The sequence below is a fragment of the Nocardioides sp. genome (assembly GCF_004803405.1).
Lineage (GTDB): Bacteria > Actinomycetota > Actinomycetes > Propionibacteriales > Nocardioidaceae > Nocardioides > Nocardioides vastitatis.
The window spans coordinates 1-17,256 of record NZ_SSXI01000178.1; the positions used below are offsets into that span (position 1 = coordinate 1).

At 70.5% G+C, this 17,256-nt stretch carries 14 protein-coding genes; 7 read left to right on the forward strand and 7 right to left on the reverse strand.

Going from position 1 to position 17,256, the window contains the following annotated elements; genetic code table 11:
- Positions 1 to 46 precede the first annotated feature (46 nt).
- From E7Z54_RS12410 to E7Z54_RS12420, 3 genes are read left to right on the forward strand one after another with little or no spacing between them, the layout of a single operon-like run.
- Complete coding sequence (locus E7Z54_RS12410; protein WP_136434132.1) at positions 47 to 793, forward strand: bifunctional hydroxymethylpyrimidine kinase/phosphomethylpyrimidine kinase; 747 nt, start codon at positions 47 to 49, stop codon at positions 791 to 793.
- Positions 790 to 2,469 (forward strand): phosphomethylpyrimidine synthase ThiC, encoded by a 1,680-nt coding sequence (gene thiC, locus E7Z54_RS12415; protein ID WP_136434134.1) that lies wholly within the window; start codon positions 790 to 792, stop codon positions 2,467 to 2,469. Before E7Z54_RS12410 ends, thiC begins: the two co-directional genes overlap by 4 nt.
- Before the next feature lie 37 nt (positions 2,470 to 2,506).
- Positions 2,507 to 3,523, forward strand: a complete 1,017-nt coding sequence (locus tag E7Z54_RS12420) for an asparaginase (RefSeq protein ID WP_136434135.1) — start codon at positions 2,507 to 2,509, stop codon at positions 3,521 to 3,523.
- Positions 3,524 to 3,541: 18 nt separating this feature from the next.
- On the opposite strand, the gene E7Z54_RS12425 is transcribed toward E7Z54_RS12420, so the two are convergent.
- The 4 genes from E7Z54_RS12425 to E7Z54_RS12440 all read right to left on the reverse strand — a co-directional run bounded on the left by E7Z54_RS12425 (position 3,542) and on the right by E7Z54_RS12440 (position 9,083).
- Entirely contained in the window at positions 3,542 to 5,686 is a 2,145-nt protein-coding gene (locus tag E7Z54_RS12425; RefSeq protein WP_136434136.1) for an alpha-galactosidase, read from the reverse strand.
- Positions 5,687 to 5,773: 87 nt separating this feature from the next.
- The gene (locus E7Z54_RS12430; RefSeq protein WP_240769653.1) at positions 5,774 to 6,700 is read right to left on the reverse strand and encodes a carbohydrate ABC transporter permease; all 927 of its coding nucleotides are present in this window, start codon (positions 6,698 to 6,700) and stop codon (positions 5,774 to 5,776) included.
- A complete protein-coding gene (locus tag E7Z54_RS12435) occupies positions 6,697 to 7,677 on the reverse strand; it encodes a carbohydrate ABC transporter permease (RefSeq protein WP_136434137.1) in 981 nt (326 codons plus the stop codon). The genes E7Z54_RS12430 and E7Z54_RS12435 overlap by 4 nt, the downstream gene beginning before the upstream one ends.
- Before the next feature lie 92 nt (positions 7,678 to 7,769).
- The gene (locus E7Z54_RS12440) at positions 7,770 to 9,083 is read right to left on the reverse strand and encodes an ABC transporter substrate-binding protein (RefSeq protein ID WP_136434139.1); all 1,314 of its coding nucleotides are present in this window, start codon (positions 9,081 to 9,083) and stop codon (positions 7,770 to 7,772) included.
- Positions 9,084 to 9,279: 196 nt separating this feature from the next.
- Here E7Z54_RS12440 and E7Z54_RS12445 point away from each other — a divergent pair, with 196 nt between their 5' ends.
- The 3 genes from E7Z54_RS12445 to E7Z54_RS12455 all read left to right on the forward strand — a co-directional run bounded on the left by E7Z54_RS12445 (position 9,280) and on the right by E7Z54_RS12455 (position 13,453).
- Complete coding sequence (locus E7Z54_RS12445; protein ID WP_136434141.1) at positions 9,280 to 10,353, forward strand: LacI family DNA-binding transcriptional regulator; 1,074 nt, start codon at positions 9,280 to 9,282, stop codon at positions 10,351 to 10,353.
- A 105-nt stretch (positions 10,354 to 10,458) separates the two neighbouring features.
- Positions 10,459 to 11,544, forward strand: coding sequence for an ABC transporter ATP-binding protein (locus E7Z54_RS12450; RefSeq protein ID WP_136434143.1), 1,086 nt, complete (start codon positions 10,459 to 10,461; stop codon positions 11,542 to 11,544).
- The gene (locus E7Z54_RS12455) at positions 11,525 to 13,453 is read left to right on the forward strand and encodes an alpha-amylase family glycosyl hydrolase (RefSeq protein WP_136434145.1); all 1,929 of its coding nucleotides are present in this window, start codon (positions 11,525 to 11,527) and stop codon (positions 13,451 to 13,453) included. Before E7Z54_RS12450 ends, E7Z54_RS12455 begins: the two co-directional genes overlap by 20 nt.
- Here the strand turns inward: E7Z54_RS12455 and E7Z54_RS12460 are convergent.
- Entirely contained in the window at positions 13,415 to 14,404 is a 990-nt protein-coding gene (locus tag E7Z54_RS12460) for an alpha/beta fold hydrolase (protein WP_168798299.1), read from the reverse strand. The genes E7Z54_RS12455 and E7Z54_RS12460 overlap by 39 nt on opposite strands.
- Positions 14,405 to 14,462: 58 nt before the next feature.
- Between E7Z54_RS12460 and E7Z54_RS12465 the strand changes: the two genes are divergently transcribed.
- Positions 14,463 to 15,293: an esterase/lipase family protein gene (locus tag E7Z54_RS12465; protein WP_168798300.1), complete on the forward strand. Its 831-nt coding sequence runs from the start codon at positions 14,463 to 14,465 to the stop codon at positions 15,291 to 15,293.
- Positions 15,294 to 15,434: 141 nt separating this feature from the next.
- Here E7Z54_RS12465 and glpX read toward each other — a convergent pair whose 3' ends face one another.
- Together glpX and E7Z54_RS12475 are read right to left on the reverse strand one after the other, a co-directional pair.
- On the reverse strand, positions 15,435 to 16,445 hold the full coding sequence (gene glpX, locus E7Z54_RS12470; protein ID WP_136434148.1) for a class II fructose-bisphosphatase: 1,011 nt from the start codon (positions 16,443 to 16,445) through the stop codon (positions 15,435 to 15,437).
- Positions 16,446 to 16,500: 55 nt separating this feature from the next.
- Positions 16,501 to 17,256 (reverse strand): sulfate/molybdate ABC transporter ATP-binding protein (locus tag E7Z54_RS12475; RefSeq protein ID WP_136434150.1); only part of this gene is annotated, 756 nt, incomplete at its 5' end.

Here is a 17,256-nt window from a genome sequence, read left to right on the forward strand (position 1 = left end):
CCGACCCGGCCGGTGTGGTCGCGGCCCTGCTGAGGGAGGTGGCGGCGTGAGCCCACCCGTCGTCGTCACCGTCGCCGGCACCGACTCCGGGGGAGCGGCGGGAGTGGCCGCCGACCTGACGACCTTCGCCGCGCTCGGCGTGCACGGGGCGTGCGTCGTCACCGCCGTCACCGCGCAGGACACGACCGGTGTCCGTGCCGTCCACCCGGTGCCGCTCGACGTGGTCGCAGCGCAGCTCGACGCAGTCCTGGAGGACCTCGACCCGGTGGCGGTGAAGACGGGAATGCTCGGAACGCCCGAGACGGTGCGCCTCGTCGCCGATCGCTGCGCGGACCGGATCCTCGTCGTCGACCCGGTGATCGTCGCGACCTCCGGCGCCGTGCTCGCCGACGATGCCGTCGTCCGCGCCTACCGTGATCACCTCCTGCCGGTCGCGACCGTCGCCACGCCCAACGCCGAGGAGGACGACCGGCTCGGGCGCGACCACGGCGCCACGGTGATCCGCACCGGGACCGGCGGCGCCGACCTGCTCTGCGTCCCAGGGCAGCCGCCGGTCCGGCTCGCTCATCCGCGCGTCGACACCGACAACGACCACGGCACCGGCTGCACGTACGCCGCAGCCCTGGCCGCCGAGCTGGCCCACGGGCTCGCCCTGCCCGACGCAGCACGGTCCGCCGCGTCGTACGTCGTCGGGCAGCTGCGACTCAGCCAGCGCTGGACCCTCGGCCGCGGCCGAGGTCCCGTCGCGCACCTCCACCAGCCCAAGCCCCACCACGAAGGAGATTCCGCATGACCGTCCACCCCGCCCACACCCGCATCGAGGTCGGCGACCTCGCCGTCCCGTTCACCCGGGTCGCCCTGACCAACGGCGAGACGTTCGACCGCTACTGCACCGAGGGCCCGGGCTCGGAGCCCGAGCACGGGCTGCCGCCGCTCCGGGCCGCCTGGATCGAGGGCCGCGGCGACACCGAGACCTCCGAGGGCCGGGAGACGCAGCTCCTCGACAACGGGAGGGCCGCGGTGCGGCGCGGGCAGGCGCAGCAGGAGTGGCGCGGCGAGCGCCGGGCGCCCCGGCGTGCGGTCGCCGGTCGCACCGTCACCCAGATGGCCTACGCCCGCGCCGGCATCGTCACCGAGGAGATGCGGTACGTGGCCGAGCGTGAGCGCTGCGACGTCGAGCTGGTGCGCAGCGAGGTCGCCGCCGGCCGCGCGATCATCCCAGCGAACGTGAACCATCCCGAGTCCGAGCCGATGATCATCGGCAAGCGCTTCCTGGTGAAGATCAACGCCAACATCGGGAACTCCGCGGTCACCAGCAGCATCGCCGAGGAGGTGGACAAGCTCACCCACGCCGTCACCTGGGGCGCCGACACCGTCATGGACCTCTCGACCGGCGACGACATCCACACCACCCGGGAGTGGATCATCCGCAACAGTCCGGTGCCGATCGGCACGGTGCCGATCTACCAGGCGCTGGAGAAGGTCAACGGCGAGGCCGACCGGCTCACCTGGGAGGTCTTCCGCGACACCGTCATCGAGCAGTGCGAGCAGGGCGTCGACTACATGACGATCCACGCCGGGGTGCTGCTGCGCTACGTGCCGATGACCGCGCAGCGGGTCACCGGCATCGTCTCCCGCGGCGGATCGATCATGGCCGGGTGGTGCCTCGCGCACCACGAGGAGAACTTCCTCTACACGCACTTCGACGAGCTCTGCGAGCTCTTCCGGCACTACGACGTCAGCTTCTCCCTCGGGGACGGGCTCCGGCCGGGTTCGACCGCCGACGCCAACGACGAGGCTCAGCTGTCCGAGCTGCGCACCCTCGCCGAGCTGACGCAGCGGGCGTGGGAGCACGACGTGCAGGTGATGGTCGAGGGCCCGGGTCACGTGCCGCTGCACCTGGTCGAGGAGAACGTGCGGCTACAGCAGGACTGGTGTCACGGCGCGCCGTTCTACACCCTCGGTCCGCTGGCGACCGACATCGCGCCGGGCTACGACCACATCACCTCTGCCATCGGCGCGGCCACGATCGCGATGCACGGCACCGCGATGCTCTGCTACGTCACCCCCAAGGAGCACCTCGGCCTGCCCAACCGCGACGACGTGAAGACCGGCGTGATCACCTACAAGCTGGCCGCGCACGCGGCCGACGTCGCGAAGGGTCATCCCGGCGCGCGGGACTGGGACGACGCGCTGTCGCGAGCCCGCTTCGAGTTCCGGTGGCGAGACCAGTTCGCGCTGTCGCTGGACCCGGTCACCGCCGAGGAGTTCCACGACGAGACGCTGCCGGCGGAGAACGCCAAGACCGCGCACTTCTGCTCCATGTGCGGTCCGAAGTTCTGCTCGATGCGGATCAGTCAGGACGTGCGAGCGCGGTTCGGCGACGCGGAGCTCGGGATGAAGCAGAAGTCCGAGGAGTTCGTCGAGCTCGGCGGCACCGTGTACGTCGAGCAGCCGACACGCTCCTGAAGCGGCCCCGACCGCCACGGTGCGCGATGCTGGGCGCATGACCCAACGGACGCGGCCCACCGTGGCGGTCGGCGCTCTCGGCGGCACGATCGCGATGACTTCGGCGGACGGCACCGCCGTCGTGCCCACGCTGACCGGGGAGCTGCTCGCCGAGGCGGTGCCCGGCCTCGAGACGATCGCGGACATCCGCGCCGAGACGCTCGCCATGCTCCCCAGCGGGTCACTCGACGAGCGCACGGTCCTCGCCGCCCTGGCCTGGGCGAAGGACGCCGTCGACGCAGGAGCGGCGGGCGTCGTACTCACCCAGGGGACGGACACCCTGGAGGAGTCGGCCTACCTGGTCGACCTGTTCTGGGACCGTCCCGAGCCGCTCGTCGTGACCGGGGCGATGCGGTCCCCGCAGAGCCCGAGCGCGGATGGTCCGGCCAACCTGATCGCGGCGATGCGGTGTGCCGTCGCCCCGGAGTCACGCGACCGCGGCGTGCTCGTCGCGTTCGACGACGAGATCCACCAGGCCCGCTGGGTCGCGAAGACCGACTCGATGTCGACCGGTGCCTTCCGCTCGCCGGTCTTCGGGCCGATCGGCCGCTGCGTGGAGTCCCAGGTGGTGTACGGCGTCAACGGCGGCGGGCGTCCCCCCGCGCTGGTCGCGGCGGGGCTGGCCGAGCGGCTCCAGCAGCCGCTGCCACGGGTGCCGCTGGTGGCGACGCACCTGGGCGACCGCGGCGACGTGCTCGACCTGGTCGCCGCGTCACACCCGGACGGGGTCGTCGTCGCCGGCTTCGGTGCCGGCCACGTGTCCGCCGCGATGGCCGAGGCCGTCGGCCGCGCGGCCGCCCGGATGCCCGTGGTGTTCGCCTCCCGCACGGGGTCGGGCCCCACCGGGCGCGCGATGTACGGCTACCCCGGCTCGGAGATGGACCTGGTCGCGCGAGGTGCGATCGCGGCGGGCTGGCTGCCACCCGTCAAGGCACGACTGCTGCTGTGGTCGGCGCTGTGCGCCGGCGAGACCGACCAGCTGCGTGAGGAGTTCACGCAGCGCGGCGCTCCCTGACCTCCTGCCGGCAGGACCTCAGTCGGCCCGGGTGATGTGGACCAGCGACACCGTCTCCGGCCGGCGGCGCGGAACCCAGTAGCCGCGCGTGCTCAGCTCCGCGCCGAGCATCGACCGACCGTCGCTGGGACCGTCGGCCGACAGCGTCCCCGCCCTGCTGACGTGGTGGCGGTCCACCGGCCCCTCCCAGGTCAGCCGGTACGCCGCGTCCGGCCGGAGACCGGCGACGCGGACGACCACCCCGCGGTTGTGGCTCGACTCGTCGAGCTGGACGTGGGCGAGGAGCGCCTCGTCGCCGCCGCGGGCCACGACGCCGTGCAGCAGCACGGCCGGGTCGCTGGACGGTGGCCGCACCGTCCGGCCCGAGTGCAGCAGCGGGCGGAACCGCTTGTGCCGCTCCGTCCAGTCCGCGAGCCGGGCGAGCTCCTCCTCGGTGGCCGTGGACAGGTCCCACTCGACGCCGAACGCGCCGAAGAGGGCCGTCGCCGCCCGGAAGTCGAGGGAGAGGGTGCGTCCGGTCGTGGGGGAGCGGGGTGCCGAGACGTGCGCGCCGACGTACTCCGGCGCCACCAGCTGCGTGGTCCACCGCTGGATGTGCTGCCGGGCGAGGGCGTCGGTCATGTCCGAGCCCCAGATGCGCTGCACCCGCTCGAGGACCCCCAGGTCGACCCGCCCGCCGCCGGAGGCGCACGACTCCCAGGCGACGCCCGGATGCGCCGCGCGGAGGCGATCCAGCAGCGCGTAGAAGGCCAGGGTCTGGGCGTGCGCCGCCGGTGCTCCCGATCGGAGGTCGCTGCCCGCCTCGAGGAGCTCGCGGTTGTGGTCCCACTTGACGTAGTCGACCCGGTACGTCGACAGGATCGCGTCGACGCGCTGGAACAGGTGCTCCTGCACCTCCGGACGCGTGAGGTCGAGCACCAGCTGGTTGCGCTCCAGCAACGGCACCCGACCGCCGGCGGACAGGATCCACTCCGGGTGCCGGCGATAGAGGTCGGAGTCCGGGTTGACCATCTCGGGCTCGAACCACAGCCCGAACTGCATGCCGTGTCCGCGGACATGGTCCGCGAGCACCGACAGTCCCTCGGGCCAGACCTTCTCGTCCACCCACCAGTCGCCCAGCCCGGCTGTGTCGTCGCGTCGACCGTGGAACCAGCCGTCGTCGAGCACGAACCGCTCGATCCCGACGGCGGCCGCCCGGTCGGCGATCGCCTTCAGCCGCTCGTGGTCGTGGTCGAAGAACACCGCCTCCCACACGTTGAGGACCACCGGCTGGGTGGCGGGATGCGCCTCCAGGCCTCGCTGGTAGTCGTGCAGGCGGGCGGCCAGGCCGTCCAGGCCGTCGTCGGCCGCGCCGATGAACACCCAGGGCGTCCGGTAGCTCTCGCCCCGAGCGAGCCCGATCTCGCCCGGCAGCAGCAGCTCCCCGCCGCCAATCGTCGTCCCGCGCGCGGGATCCCGCTCGAGCCGGAGCACGGAGTTGCCGCTCCACGCGACATGGGCTCCGACGACGTGTCCCTCGGTGGTGCCGAATCCGGGGGTGCCGACGACGAGCAGCGTCGCCGCGCCGAGGCCCGGGCGACCGTTGCGGGACTCCCGGAGCCAGAGGCCGTCTGTCACGACGTGCCGTTGCGGGGCCCGCTCGTGCTCGTGGCGGCCGGTGAAGTCCAGCGCCTCCACATGGTCGTCGGGCACCGGCAGCACGACCTCGAGCCCGTCGACGACGTACACACCGTCGGCGAGGTTCGTCACCGTGCACCGGCCCCTCAGGCACCCGCCGGCGACGCTCTCCAGCTCCATCTCCACTGCGAGCCCGGCGGCAGCGTCCCGGGTCCGGACCACGAGGCGGGGACCGTCGGCGTCGAGCTGCTCGACCTCCAGCTTCGTCGACCACGACTGACCGGTGGCGATCTCACTGCCCGAGGCCTGCACCCGGTGGCCACGGAGGTGGGGCCGGGTGAACAGGTCGCGGGCGTGCTCGCCCAGCAGGGGGATCCCGGGTCCTGCGCCTCCGCGAGCGGAGGAGGCGTCCGTGGACGGCGGGGCGTCGAGCGTCCCCGTCCAGTGCAGGAGCGGGAACCCGTCGTCGTCGCGCGAGTACTCGACCCGGGTGACGGGGCCGGGCACGGAGGAGTCGGGGAAGAACATCGAGGAGCACTCCGTCATGGGCAGGAAACGAGGCGGGTCGGACGCGGCGCACCATGCTGCCGGATCCGACCCGCCCGTTGGTCGTGGGGTGTCAGTGCTGCAAGGTCAGCCCTTCACGGCCCCCGCGGTCAGGCCTCGGATGAAGTACCGCTGCATCGCCAGGAAGACGACGATCGGCAGCACCATCGTGAGGAAGCCGCCCGCCGTGATCAGCTCCTGGCCGGCGCCGGCCTGACCCATCAGGTTGTTCCGCACCGCGACGGTGATCGGCGCGCTCTCCCCGGGGCCGATGAACACCAGGGCCACCAGCAGGTCGTTCCACACCCACAGGAACTGGAAGATCGCGAAGGCCGCCAGCGCCGGCACCGACATCGGCAGGACCAGCCGGAAGAAGATCTGGAAGTGGCTCGCCCCGTCGATCTTGGCGGACTCGATGACGCTCTTGGGGAGGGTCGCCATGTGGTTGCGCAGGATGTAGATGGCCAGCGACATGCCGAAGCCGACGTGGGCCAGCCACACCGCCGGGAACGTGCCGGTGAGCTGGTAGTCGCCGTAGATCTTGAGGATCGGCACGAAGGCGATGTAGTTCGGCACCACCAGCAGGCTCACCACCGCTAGGAACAGGACATTCCGGCCAGGGAACTCCATGAACGTGAAGGCGTACGCCGCGAACGCGGCGATCAGGATCGGGATGAACGTGGCGGGAAGCGTGATGGCCAGGCTGTTGACGAACGCCGTTCCGAGGTTGGCCTCGGTGATCGCCGTCTCGTAGTTGTCGAGGTTCATCCGACCCCACGCCGACGGCGTCCAGAACAGGGTCCACCAGCCCGAGGTGTTGGCGTCGTCCAGCGGCCGGAACGAGGTGAGGAACAGGCCGATCACAGGCACGATCCACAGGAAGCACAGGATGGCCACCACGATGCGGGCTAGCCAGCTCGGCTTCTCCAGCCCGCCACCGCGAGGCGACTTGCGTCGCATGGTGCGGGGCGTGGCGGTGCCTACGCCCGCGACTGTCTGGGTCGAGGAACTCATGCCAAGGACTCCTCACGGCGGAAGTGACGTACCTGGTACCACATGATCGGGATGGTCGCGAGCATCAGCAGGACGACGATCGATGCGGCGGCGCCCGTGTTGAAGTTGGTGAACAGCTGATTGAAGAACTCGTTGCCGATGACGTTGGTGTTGGCGCGCCCGTTCGTCATCACGTACACGACGTCGAAGACCTTCATCACGCTGATCAGCGTGATGATGAAGACGGTCACGATGCTGCCCCAGATCTGCGGCACCACCACGGAGAAGAAGATCTGCCGTTCGGTCGCGCCGTCGATCCGCGCGGCCTCGATCGTGTCGACCGGCACCCCCTTGATCGCCGCGGAGAGGAGCACCATCGCGAAGCCGATCTGGGCCCACAGCAGCATGACCATCAGGAGGAAGCTGTTGAGGTGGAAGTCGCTCTTGTCCAGCCACGCGATCGGGTCGAAGCCGAGCGCGGTCACGATGGCGTTCTGGAGCCCGATCTGGTCACGGCCCGGCGGACGGTAGTCGTAGACCAGGCCCCACACGGTGCCGGCGCCGACGAAGCTGATCGCCATCGGCAGGAAGATGATGGTCTTCGACGCCTTCTCGAACTTCGGCGTCAGCCGGTCCGCGAGCACCGCCACCGCCAGCCCCAGGACCACGGTGACGAACGGCACCACCAGCATCCACAGGAAGGTGTTGATCAGCGTCTGTTGGAAGCCCTCGCTGGAGAGCAGGTCGGTGTAGTTCTCGATGCCGACCCACCCCTGGCTGGCGGAGTCCTTGAAGCTGTAGACGACCGTCTGGATGGCCGGGTACACCAGGTAGAACGCCAGTGCGGCGTAGGCCGGCAGGATGTAGAGATACGGCTTCAGCCGGTGCTCCCACTTGCCGGGCAGCACCTCGGCCAGCTTGTTCAACACCCAATAGAGCACGATGGCCGCGCCGATGCCGACGACCACGGTGACCAGGGCGGCGATGACCTTGATCATTCGTTCCTCTTCTCGTCCCGAGGGCCCGATGGGAGTGCGCTGCCGGGGTGGGGCCGCGAGGCCGCGGCCCCACGCCGGCTATGCGGACGGCGTCAGTTCGGCCAGCTCTCGTCGATCTTCGTCAGCGACTCGTTCAGCTGCTGCCGACCGCTGATCCAGTCGGTCATCTGGCTCCAGAAGGTCCCCGCGCCGACCTCGCCGGGCATCAGGTCCGAGCCGTCGAAGAGCACGACGTCGGACTGGTAGGCCACGTCCGCGATCTGGCGGGTGAGCTCGCTGGGGTAGAGCGAGGTGTCGAAGCCCGTGTGCGGCGAGATGAACGAGCTGGTCGGGGCTGCGTCGGTGCCGAGGTCGACGTCGGCCAGGATCTCCATCACTGCCCGGGAGTTGTCGTTGTCCTCCAGGAGCGTGGCCAGGTCCCCACCGCCGAGCACCGGGTTCTCACCGCCAGCCTCGGCCGGCGGGAAGCCGAAGACCCCGATCTCCTCGTCCGCGTTGTCGACGATGTTCTCGGGCATGAAGTCCTTCGACACGATGAAGTTGCCCTGCTTGTACAGCCAGCAGCCAGGCTTCGCGTCCCACATGGTGTCCTCGGCGGCGTCGAAGGACGTGTTGGCGATCGCCTGTCGGCCGCCGGGCACGTTGCCCTTGGCCAGCAGCAGCTCCTCCATGTAGGCGGCCGATTCCTTCACGACGTCGGAGTTGAACGGGATCTCGTGAGAGACCCACTGCTCGTAGGTGTCGGCTCCACCGAACCGCATGACCAGGTCCTCGAACCAGTCAGTCGCCGGCCAACCGGTGGCCGCGCCGGACTCGATGCCGAAGCACCATGGAGTGCCGCCGTCCTGCTTGATCTGGTCGGTCAGCTTCTGCAGATCCTCGAGGGTCTCCGGAGCCTCGTATCCGGCCTTGTCCCACGCCTTCTTCGGGTAGAAGACCAGGCTCTTGACGTTCATGCTGATCATCAGGCCGTACTGCTTGCCGTCGAACTGTCCCGCCTCCAGGGTGCCGGGGGTCATGTCCTCGAGGGCGTCGGCCGGAACGATGTCGTCGGTCAGCTCGACTGCCTTGTCGCGGTCGACGATCTGCTGGATCACGCCGGGTTGGGGGATCACCGCGATGTCCGGCGGGTCATTGGCCTGGATCCTGGTGAGGATCAGCTGGTTGATGTTGTCGACGCGCTGGACGTTGACGTCGATGCCCTGATCCTCGGCCTCGGCCTCGATCTTCTTCTTGAGTCCGTCGAAGACCAGGGGATCGGTGGTGGCCAGGATCTCCACCGTGTCGTCGTCGTCGCCGCCGCCGCCGCCGAGGGCGCCGCAGGCTCCGAGCGAGAGCGAGAACAGGGCTGAGACTGTGACCGCGGTGACGATCTTGGTGCGTCGTCCTCTTACCAGGGTTCGCATGAATGTCTCCTTGGATCGGACCGGCACTTCGCCCCCCGGAGCTGGCAGGCGTAGTGTGATGTGGGACACGTGCTGAATCGAGTCAGTGCAGCATTGCGCCCGTGTTTGACCGTGTCAAGCAACGATCTTGCAACGCAGGCGTGATATAAGGCGCGGGCGCTTGAGTGCGCCCGCTTACTTCAGCGAGGTGGCTCCGATGAGCGTTCAGCGTCGAGTGAGGCTTGCCGACGTGGCGGCCCGGGCCGGCGTGTCGCGGACGACCGCGTCGTACGTGCTGAACGGCACGTCGGCCCAGATGAGGATCTCCGCAGAGACCGAGCAGAGGGTGCGGAGTGCCGTGATGGAGCTCGGCTACCGCCGGAACCGCAGCGCGCTCAGCCTGAGGACAGCCACGACCCAGACGATCGGAGTGATCTCCGACTTCGTGGCGACAGGGCACTTCGCGAGCCAGATGCTGAGAGGGGCGAGCGCCGCGGCGCGAGCCCAGGACCATCTGATCGTGATCGGCGAGACCGAGGGCGATCCTGCCGTCGAGATCCAGATGATCGAGGAGATGCTCGATCGGCAGGTCGACGGGATCATCTACACCACCCTGGTCACCGCCGAGGTGCGCGTGCCCGCCCAGCTCCGCGAGCGCCGAGCGGTGCTCCTCAACTGCGTGGACCCGGTTGCCGACCTGCCTGCCGTGCTTCCCGACGAGCTCGCGGGCGGGCGGTCCGCAGCCGACGTGCTGCTCGCTGCGGGAGCCGGGGAGAGGGTGTACGTCGTCGGGGAGGAGGTGAATCCCCATGCCATCGCCGGCCCCCAGCGAGTGCAGGGGGTCGAGGAGGCTCTCGCCACGGCCGGGACGCCACTGGCAGGTGTGGTCCCGTGCTTCTGGGACGTCGAGCCTGCCTACGAGGCGGTGACCGCATGGCTGGCCACGGACGTGACACCGACCGCACTCGTCTGTCTCAACGACCGGATCGCGATGGGGACCTACCAGGCACTCGCCGCTCATGGCCTCCAGGTACCCAGTGATGTGTCGATCATCTCCTTCGACGGATCCGAGCTGGCCGGCTGGCTCCGTCCGGCCCTGACCTCGGTGCGGATCCCCTATGCCGAGCTCGGAGCGCTGGCGGTGCAGACCCTGTTGGACCCCACGGCCCCGACCACCGTGCTCCGGTCGCCGATGACGCTGCTCCACGGTGGCTCGGTGAGCTCCGCGCGCGGGTACCAGAGCTCCGGCCGGCAGCCCACCCGAACCGGTGCGGGCCGCGCCCTGCGGTGAGACAGCACGGACCACGCCTTGCCCTGTGGCGCGGGTCACACCATGATGGTCCTGCCTTTACCACGGATCGTCCGGCACGTACCTGCCGGTGAAGGGAGTCGGCCCATGGCCACCATTACATTCAAGAAGGCTCAGCGCTGGTATCCCGGTGCTGACGAGCCCGCCGTACCGGGCATCGATCTGGAGATCAAGGACGGGGAGTTCATGGTCCTCGTCGGGCCGTCGGGTTGTGGCAAGTCCACGACCCTGCGGATGTTGGCGGGGTTGGAGGAGGTCAACGAGGGCCAGATCTTCATCGGCGACAGGGAGGTCACGCACCTGCCGCCGAAGGACCGCGACATCGCGATGGTCTTCCAGAACTACGCGCTGTATCCGCACATGAGCGTCGCGGACAACATGGCCTTCGCGTTGAAGATGGCCAAGGTGCCCGACGCGGAGCGCAAGCAGCGGGTCGCGGAAGCGGCGAAGATGCTCGGTCTGGAGGAGTATCTGGACCGCAAGCCCAAGGCGCTCTCCGGTGGCCAGCGACAGCGGGTCGCGATGGGGCGGGCGATCGTGCGGCAGCCGCAGGCCTTCTGCATGGACGAGCCGCTGTCCAACCTGGACGCGAAGATGCGCGTCCAGACCCGCACGGACATCGCCAAGCTGCAGCGGGATCTCGGCGTCACCACCGTCTACGTGACCCACGACCAGGTGGAGGCGATGACGATGGGCGACCGGGTGGCGGTGATGGACAAGGGCGTTCTCCAGCAGGTCGACACGCCGCTGAACCTCTACGACAGGCCGGCCAACCTGTTCGTCGCCGGTTTCATCGGGTCGCCGCAGATGAACCTGCTCGAGGGTGTCGCCTCCGATGGCGCGGTCAAGGTCGGCGGCTACGAGGTTCCCGTCGACGCGACGGCCGCGAAGAGGATGAGCGGCCGGGTCGTGGTCGGCGTGCGGCCCGAGTCGTGGCGACTGACGACGAAGGAGGAGGGCGGCCTGCCGGTCGAGGTCACGGTGATCGAGGAGCTCGGCGCCGACGGCTTCGTCTACGGCACCAGTGACGTGGAGGGCACGCCGGGCAACGTGATCGTCCGTGTGGTGAGCAAGCGCGACCACACCACCGCCGGTGACACGATCTACGTGACGACCGAGCCGGACCAGGTGCACGTCTTCGACGCCGACACCGGTGAACGACTCTCCGACTGAACCCGATGTCGTCCGGGCCGCACTAGGCGACCTCGAGGGCGAGGCGTTCCTGCAACGCCTCGCCCTCGTCCGCCCTGACCTCGACGAGGCGCTCGCCGAGGTGTACGGCGACCGCGTCGACCCTGCAGCCTTCGCGGACCTGCTCGTGGCCGACGCGCTCGCCGCCACGGCAGCACGTGACCCCGCGCTCGCGGCGCTCGACCGACGACGGGAGATCGACCCGGGCTGGTTCCTGGCCGAGGACATGATCGGCTACGTCTGCTACGCCGACCGGTTCGCGGGCGGGCTCGCCGGCGTCACCACACACCTGGACCACCTGGCCGAGCTCGGCGTGCGCTACCTGCACCTGATGCCGCTGCTCCAGCCGCGGGACGGCGAGAACGACGGTGGCTACGCGGTGGCCGACTACAGCGCGGTCGACCGCCGCCTCGGCACGATGGCCGACCTCGAGGCGCTCGCGGGCGAGGCGCACCGCCGTGGGATCGCGCTGTGTGTCGACCTGGTGCTCAACCACACCGCTCGGGACCACCAGTGGGCGCGTCGCGCAGTCGCCGGTGACCCGACCTACCGCAGCTTCTACCGGTTCTTCCCGGACCGGACGGAGCCCGATGCCTACGAGCGGACGCTGCCCGAGGTGTTCCCCGACCTCGCGCCCGGCAGCTTCTCGAAGGTCGAGGAGACCGGCGAGTGGGTGTGGACCACCTTCCACGACTACCAGTGGGACCTGGACTGGTCGAACCCCCAGGTGTTCCGGGCGATGCTCGGCGTGATGCTGTCGCTGACCGGCCGCGGGGTCGACGTACTGCGCCTGGACGCGGTGCCGTTCCTGTGGAAGCGCCTGGGCACCGACTGTCAGAACCAGCCGGAGGCTCATCGGATCCTCCAGGCGCTGAAGGCGCTGGTGCGCCTGGCGCGGCCCGGCGTGGTGCTGAAGGCCGAGGCGATCGTGGGGCCGGACCAGCTGGTGCCCTATCTCGGCGCCCACGAGGTGTTCCGGCCCGAGTGCGATCTGGCCTACGACAACCAGCTGATGGTGATGCTGTGGTCGGCCCTCGCGACGCGCGACGTGCGGCTGCTGGTCCACGCCCTGAGCCGACGGCAGCCGGCACCGGCCGGAACCGGATGGGTCACCTACGTCCGCTGCCACGACGACATCGGCTGGGCGGTCGCCGACGAGGACGCGTGGGCGGTCGGCATCGATCCCGGAGCGCACCGCCGGTTCCTCGCCTCGTTCTTCGCCGGCGACCACCCGGGGTCCTTCGCGCGCGGCCTGGTGTTCCAGCCCGACCCGGTCACCGGGGACGGCCGCACGTCTGGCATGTGCGCCTCGCTCGCCGGCCTCGAGCACGCCCTCGACCTCGGGATCCCGGCGGAGGTGGACGCCGCCCTGCGTCGGATCGAGACTCTCTACGCCGTCGTGTACTCCTTCGGCGGCATCCCGCTGGTCTACATGGGCGACGAGGTCGCGCTGCGCAACGACCGGCGCTGGGCCGGGGAGCCCGGTCACGAGGCCGACAACCGGTGGCTGCACCGGCCCCGGATGGACTGGGCCGCCGCGGACCGACGTCACGACCCGACAACGCTGGAAGGCCGCTGCTTCGCAGCCCTCCGCCGCCTCGGCGAGGTGAGGCGCTCAGCAGTCGCCCTCCGCTCGGACGCCAGCACCACGGTGGTCCCGCTCGACGATCCTGGGGTGCTCGCCTACGTCCGGCGGCATCCGCGCGCCCAGCCGATGCTGGGGCTCGCCCGCTTCTCCGACGACCCCGGCGTCGTCGACCTGGCGCCGGTCCGGGCCGTCACCGGCGTCGATCGCTGGCGGCACGTCCACTCCACCGCCGGAGAGCAGGCTCCGGCAGACGGCCGGATCTCCCTACCTGCCTGGGGATTCGTCTGGTTGACGGCGGACTGACCGTCCGGGAGCGCCCGGAGGGTTTGCCGCACGGTCCGCCGTGCGTCGTACCGCCGAGGCGATCGTGTCGAACAGCTCGACGGGCAGGTCGTGGCCCCAGCCGTTGATCAGGACCAGCTCGGCGCCGGGGATCGCCGCGGCCGTGGCCCGTCCGCCGGAGACGTGGACCATCCGGTCAGAAAGCCCGTGCATGACGAGGGTCGGCACCCTGACGCTCGCGAGCTGCTTGGTCCGGTCCCGCTGCGTGACCACCGCCAGCATCTGCCGCATCACGCCGTCCTGGTCGATGCCGCGGTCCCAGGTCTCCCCGGCCCGCTCGCGGAGCTCGGCCTCGTCCTGCGGGAATCCTGGCGAGCCGATGATGCGCCAGACCATCAGGCTGCGACGGATGTAGGCCTCCTTGCCCGGACCACGTCGCGCCATCAGGGTCGGCAGCAGCGCGGGACTCTGCCAGCCCACCGCCCGGCGGCCGGTCGATGACATCAGGCTGGCCAGGCTGCGCAACCGCTCGGGCCGCTTGATGGCCATGAGCTGGGCGACCATGCCGCCCATCGAGATCCCGGCGACGTGCGCGGACGCGAGGCCGAGGTGATCGAGCAGCGCGAAGGCGTCCTCGGCCAGGTCCTCGAGCGAGTACGGCGCTCGGGTCGGCGTGCCGGCGAAGGCCAGGCCCAGCTGGCGGTTCCGGACCCTCCCGGCGACCCGACTGGACCGGCCGGTGTCACGGTTGTCGTAGCGGATGACGTAGAAGCCGTGCTGGGCCAGCAGCACGCACAGGTCCCGCGGCCACCATGTCATCGGTCCGCCCAGGCCCATCACCAGGAGCAGCGGATCGGCGTCCGGGTCACCGAAGGTCTGGTAGCAGAGCTCGACCTCCGGCGACACCGGCGCGAGCAGCTCGTCCGAGGTGGTCACCTCGGGTGGCGGAGTGCTCGACGGACCGGCGGACATGCCGTCCAGTGTGCCCAATGACGTGTAGTTGGTGTGTCAACTGGGTAACGTTTGTGACGTGAGCAACACTTTGGCGCCCTGGCTGCTGCCGGAGGGCTACGGCCCTCCGGCTCTCGCTGCGCTGCTGCGCGAGGGAAGCCTCGTCACCGAGGCCGGTCGCTTCGCGGTACGACGCCAGGCCGCCCGGCTCGCCGTTCGTCGTACTCCCTATGCGGCGAGGGCTGCCGCCCGCGCCGCGGAGCCGGTGCTGCTCGTGCCGGGGTTCCTCGCAGGTGACTGGACGCTGCGAGCCATGAGCGTCGAGCTCCGCGCACGCGGGTTCCGGACGTACCGCTCGCAGATCCACGCCAACATCGGGTGCACGCAGAACTCCGCCCTCACCCTCGAGGGCCGGCTCGAGCAGGTCGCCGAGCGCCGCGACTCGCGGGTCCAGATCGTCGGCCACAGCCTCGGCGGCATGATCGCCCGGGGCCTCGCCGCTCGTCGCCCGGACCTGGTGTCGGGGATCGTCACGCTGGGCAGCCCGATGCGCGCTCCCGCCGCGCATCACGCCGTCCTCACCCGCGGCGTGCAGGTGCTGACCCGCCTCGCCACTGCCGGCCTGCCGGTGATGTCGGCCGACTGCGTGGCCGGCGAGTGCGCCCACCTCAGCTTCACCGAGTCCCAGGAGCGGCTGCGCTCGGACGTCGCGATGACCAACGTGTACTCCCGGCGGGACGGCATCGTCGACTGGCGGGCGTGCGTCGACCCGCAGGGCACGGCCGTCGAGGTGCGCGCATCGCACATCGGGATGGCGCTCGACCCTCGCGTGATGGCGGTCGTCACCGAGGCGCTGCTGGCGCAGAGCCTCGCGGCGGCGGAGCAGATCGACGAGTTCGAGACGGCCTGAGGGGTGTCGCTGTCGACCTGGCGGGGCGTCGCTTTCCCAAGGGATGCAGGTGAACCTGCACTTCCCCGGGCGAGCACGGCCAGGGATGTGCAGGCTCGGCTACATACCTTGGGAAACCTGCACCCCTGACCCGGCGCCCGATCAGTCGAAGTCGATCGAGGAGAACCCGCGCAGCTTCGAGAGCTGGTGCTCGGAGGTGATGGTGCGGATCGTGCCGCTGCGCGAGCGCATGACCAGCGACTGGGTGATCGCGCCGCCCGCCCGGTAGCGCACGCCGCGGAGCAGCTCACCGTCGGTGATGCCGGTGGCGACGAAGAAGCAGTCGTCCCCGGTGACCAGGGTGTCCGTGGTCAGGACGTAGTCGGGGTCGAGGTTGTGGCCGGCGTCGATCGCGCGCTGGCGCTCCTCGTCGTCGGTGGGCCAGAGGCGGCCCTGGATGGTGCCGCCGAGAGCCTTCATCGCGCAGGCGCTGATGATGCCCTCGGGGGTGCCGCCGATGCCGAGCAGCAGGTCGATGCCGGTGTCGGCACGCGCGGCCATGATCGCGCCGGCGACGTCGCCGTCGGTGATGAACTTGATACGGGCGCCGGTCGCGCGGATCTCTTCGACGAGCTGGTCGTGGCGGGGGCGGTCGAGGACCACCACCGTGACGTCGGAGGGGTTGGAGCCCTTCGCCTTCGCGATCTGGTGGATGTTCTCGGCGACCGGGTAGCGGATGTCGACGACGTCGGCGGCCTCCGGGCCGGTGACCAGCTTCTCCATGTAGAACACCGCGGAGGGGTCGTACATGGTGCCGCGCGGCGCGACGGCCAGCACCGACACCGCGTTGCTCATGCCCTTCGCGGTCAGCGTGGTGCCGTCGATCGGGTCCACCGCGACGTCGCACTCCGGGCCGGTGCCGTCGCCGACGGCCTCGCCGTTGTAGAGCATCGGGGCGTTGTCCTTCTCGCCCTCGCCGATCACGACCGTGCCGTCCATGCCGATCGTCGAGATCATCACGCGCATCGCCTGCACGGCGACGTCGTCCGCGCCGTTCTTGTCGCCGCGGCCGACCCAGCGGCCCGCGGCCATCGCAGCGGCCTCGGTGACGCGCACGAGCTCCAGGGCCAGGTTGCGGTCAGGGGCGGGCGGCTCCACGGCAAGGGCGTTCATGATGCGAACCCTATCCGGATATCGGCCGCATCCGTGACTGCGCGAGCCCCCCTGGTCAGTGACCGTAGACCTCAACCTCGGTCGCCTTCACGACGAAGGTGACCGGCAGCCCCGGGGCGAGGGCGAGCGCGGCGACCGAGGTCACCGTCACGTCCGCGGCCAGGTCCGAGGCCCGCACGCGAACCAGGTCGCCGAGCGGCTCGAGCTCGGTGATGAGCACGGGGAACGCGTTGCGCGGGCTGCCGCCCGGCGGCTCCCGGTGCACCGCGACCGCGGACGGACGGAACACCGCGACGGCTGGTTCGCCCTCGCGCGGTGGCTCGGCGCCGGGGGTGCCGTGGACGGTCCCGTGGACGACGGTGCCGTCGGGGCCTCTGACGCCGTGGGCTGTGGCGGTGCCGGAGACCAGGTTGAGACCCGCGAAGCGGGCGGCGAACGCACTCCGCGGCCGGGAGAGTACGACGCTCGAGGGGCCTTGCTCCGCGACGCGGCCGCCGTCCATCACCACCACCCGGTCGGCCAGGAGCAGGGCGTCGAGCACGTGGTGCGTGACGATCACGGTGGTGCGGTCGGCGAGGACCCGTCCGAGAAGCTGTCGGAGGGCGGGTGCGACGGCGACGTCGAGCGCGGCCATCGGCTCGTCGAGCAGAAGCACCTTCGGCTCGGCCGCCAGTGCGCGGGCGATGGCCACGCGTTGCGCCTGCCCGCCGGAGAGCTGGTGCGGCCTGCGGCCGGCGAGGTGGCTCGCGTCGACCTCGCCGAGCCAGTGCTCGGCGCTGGCTCGAGCGTCGCGTCGGCCGGCGCCTGTGCT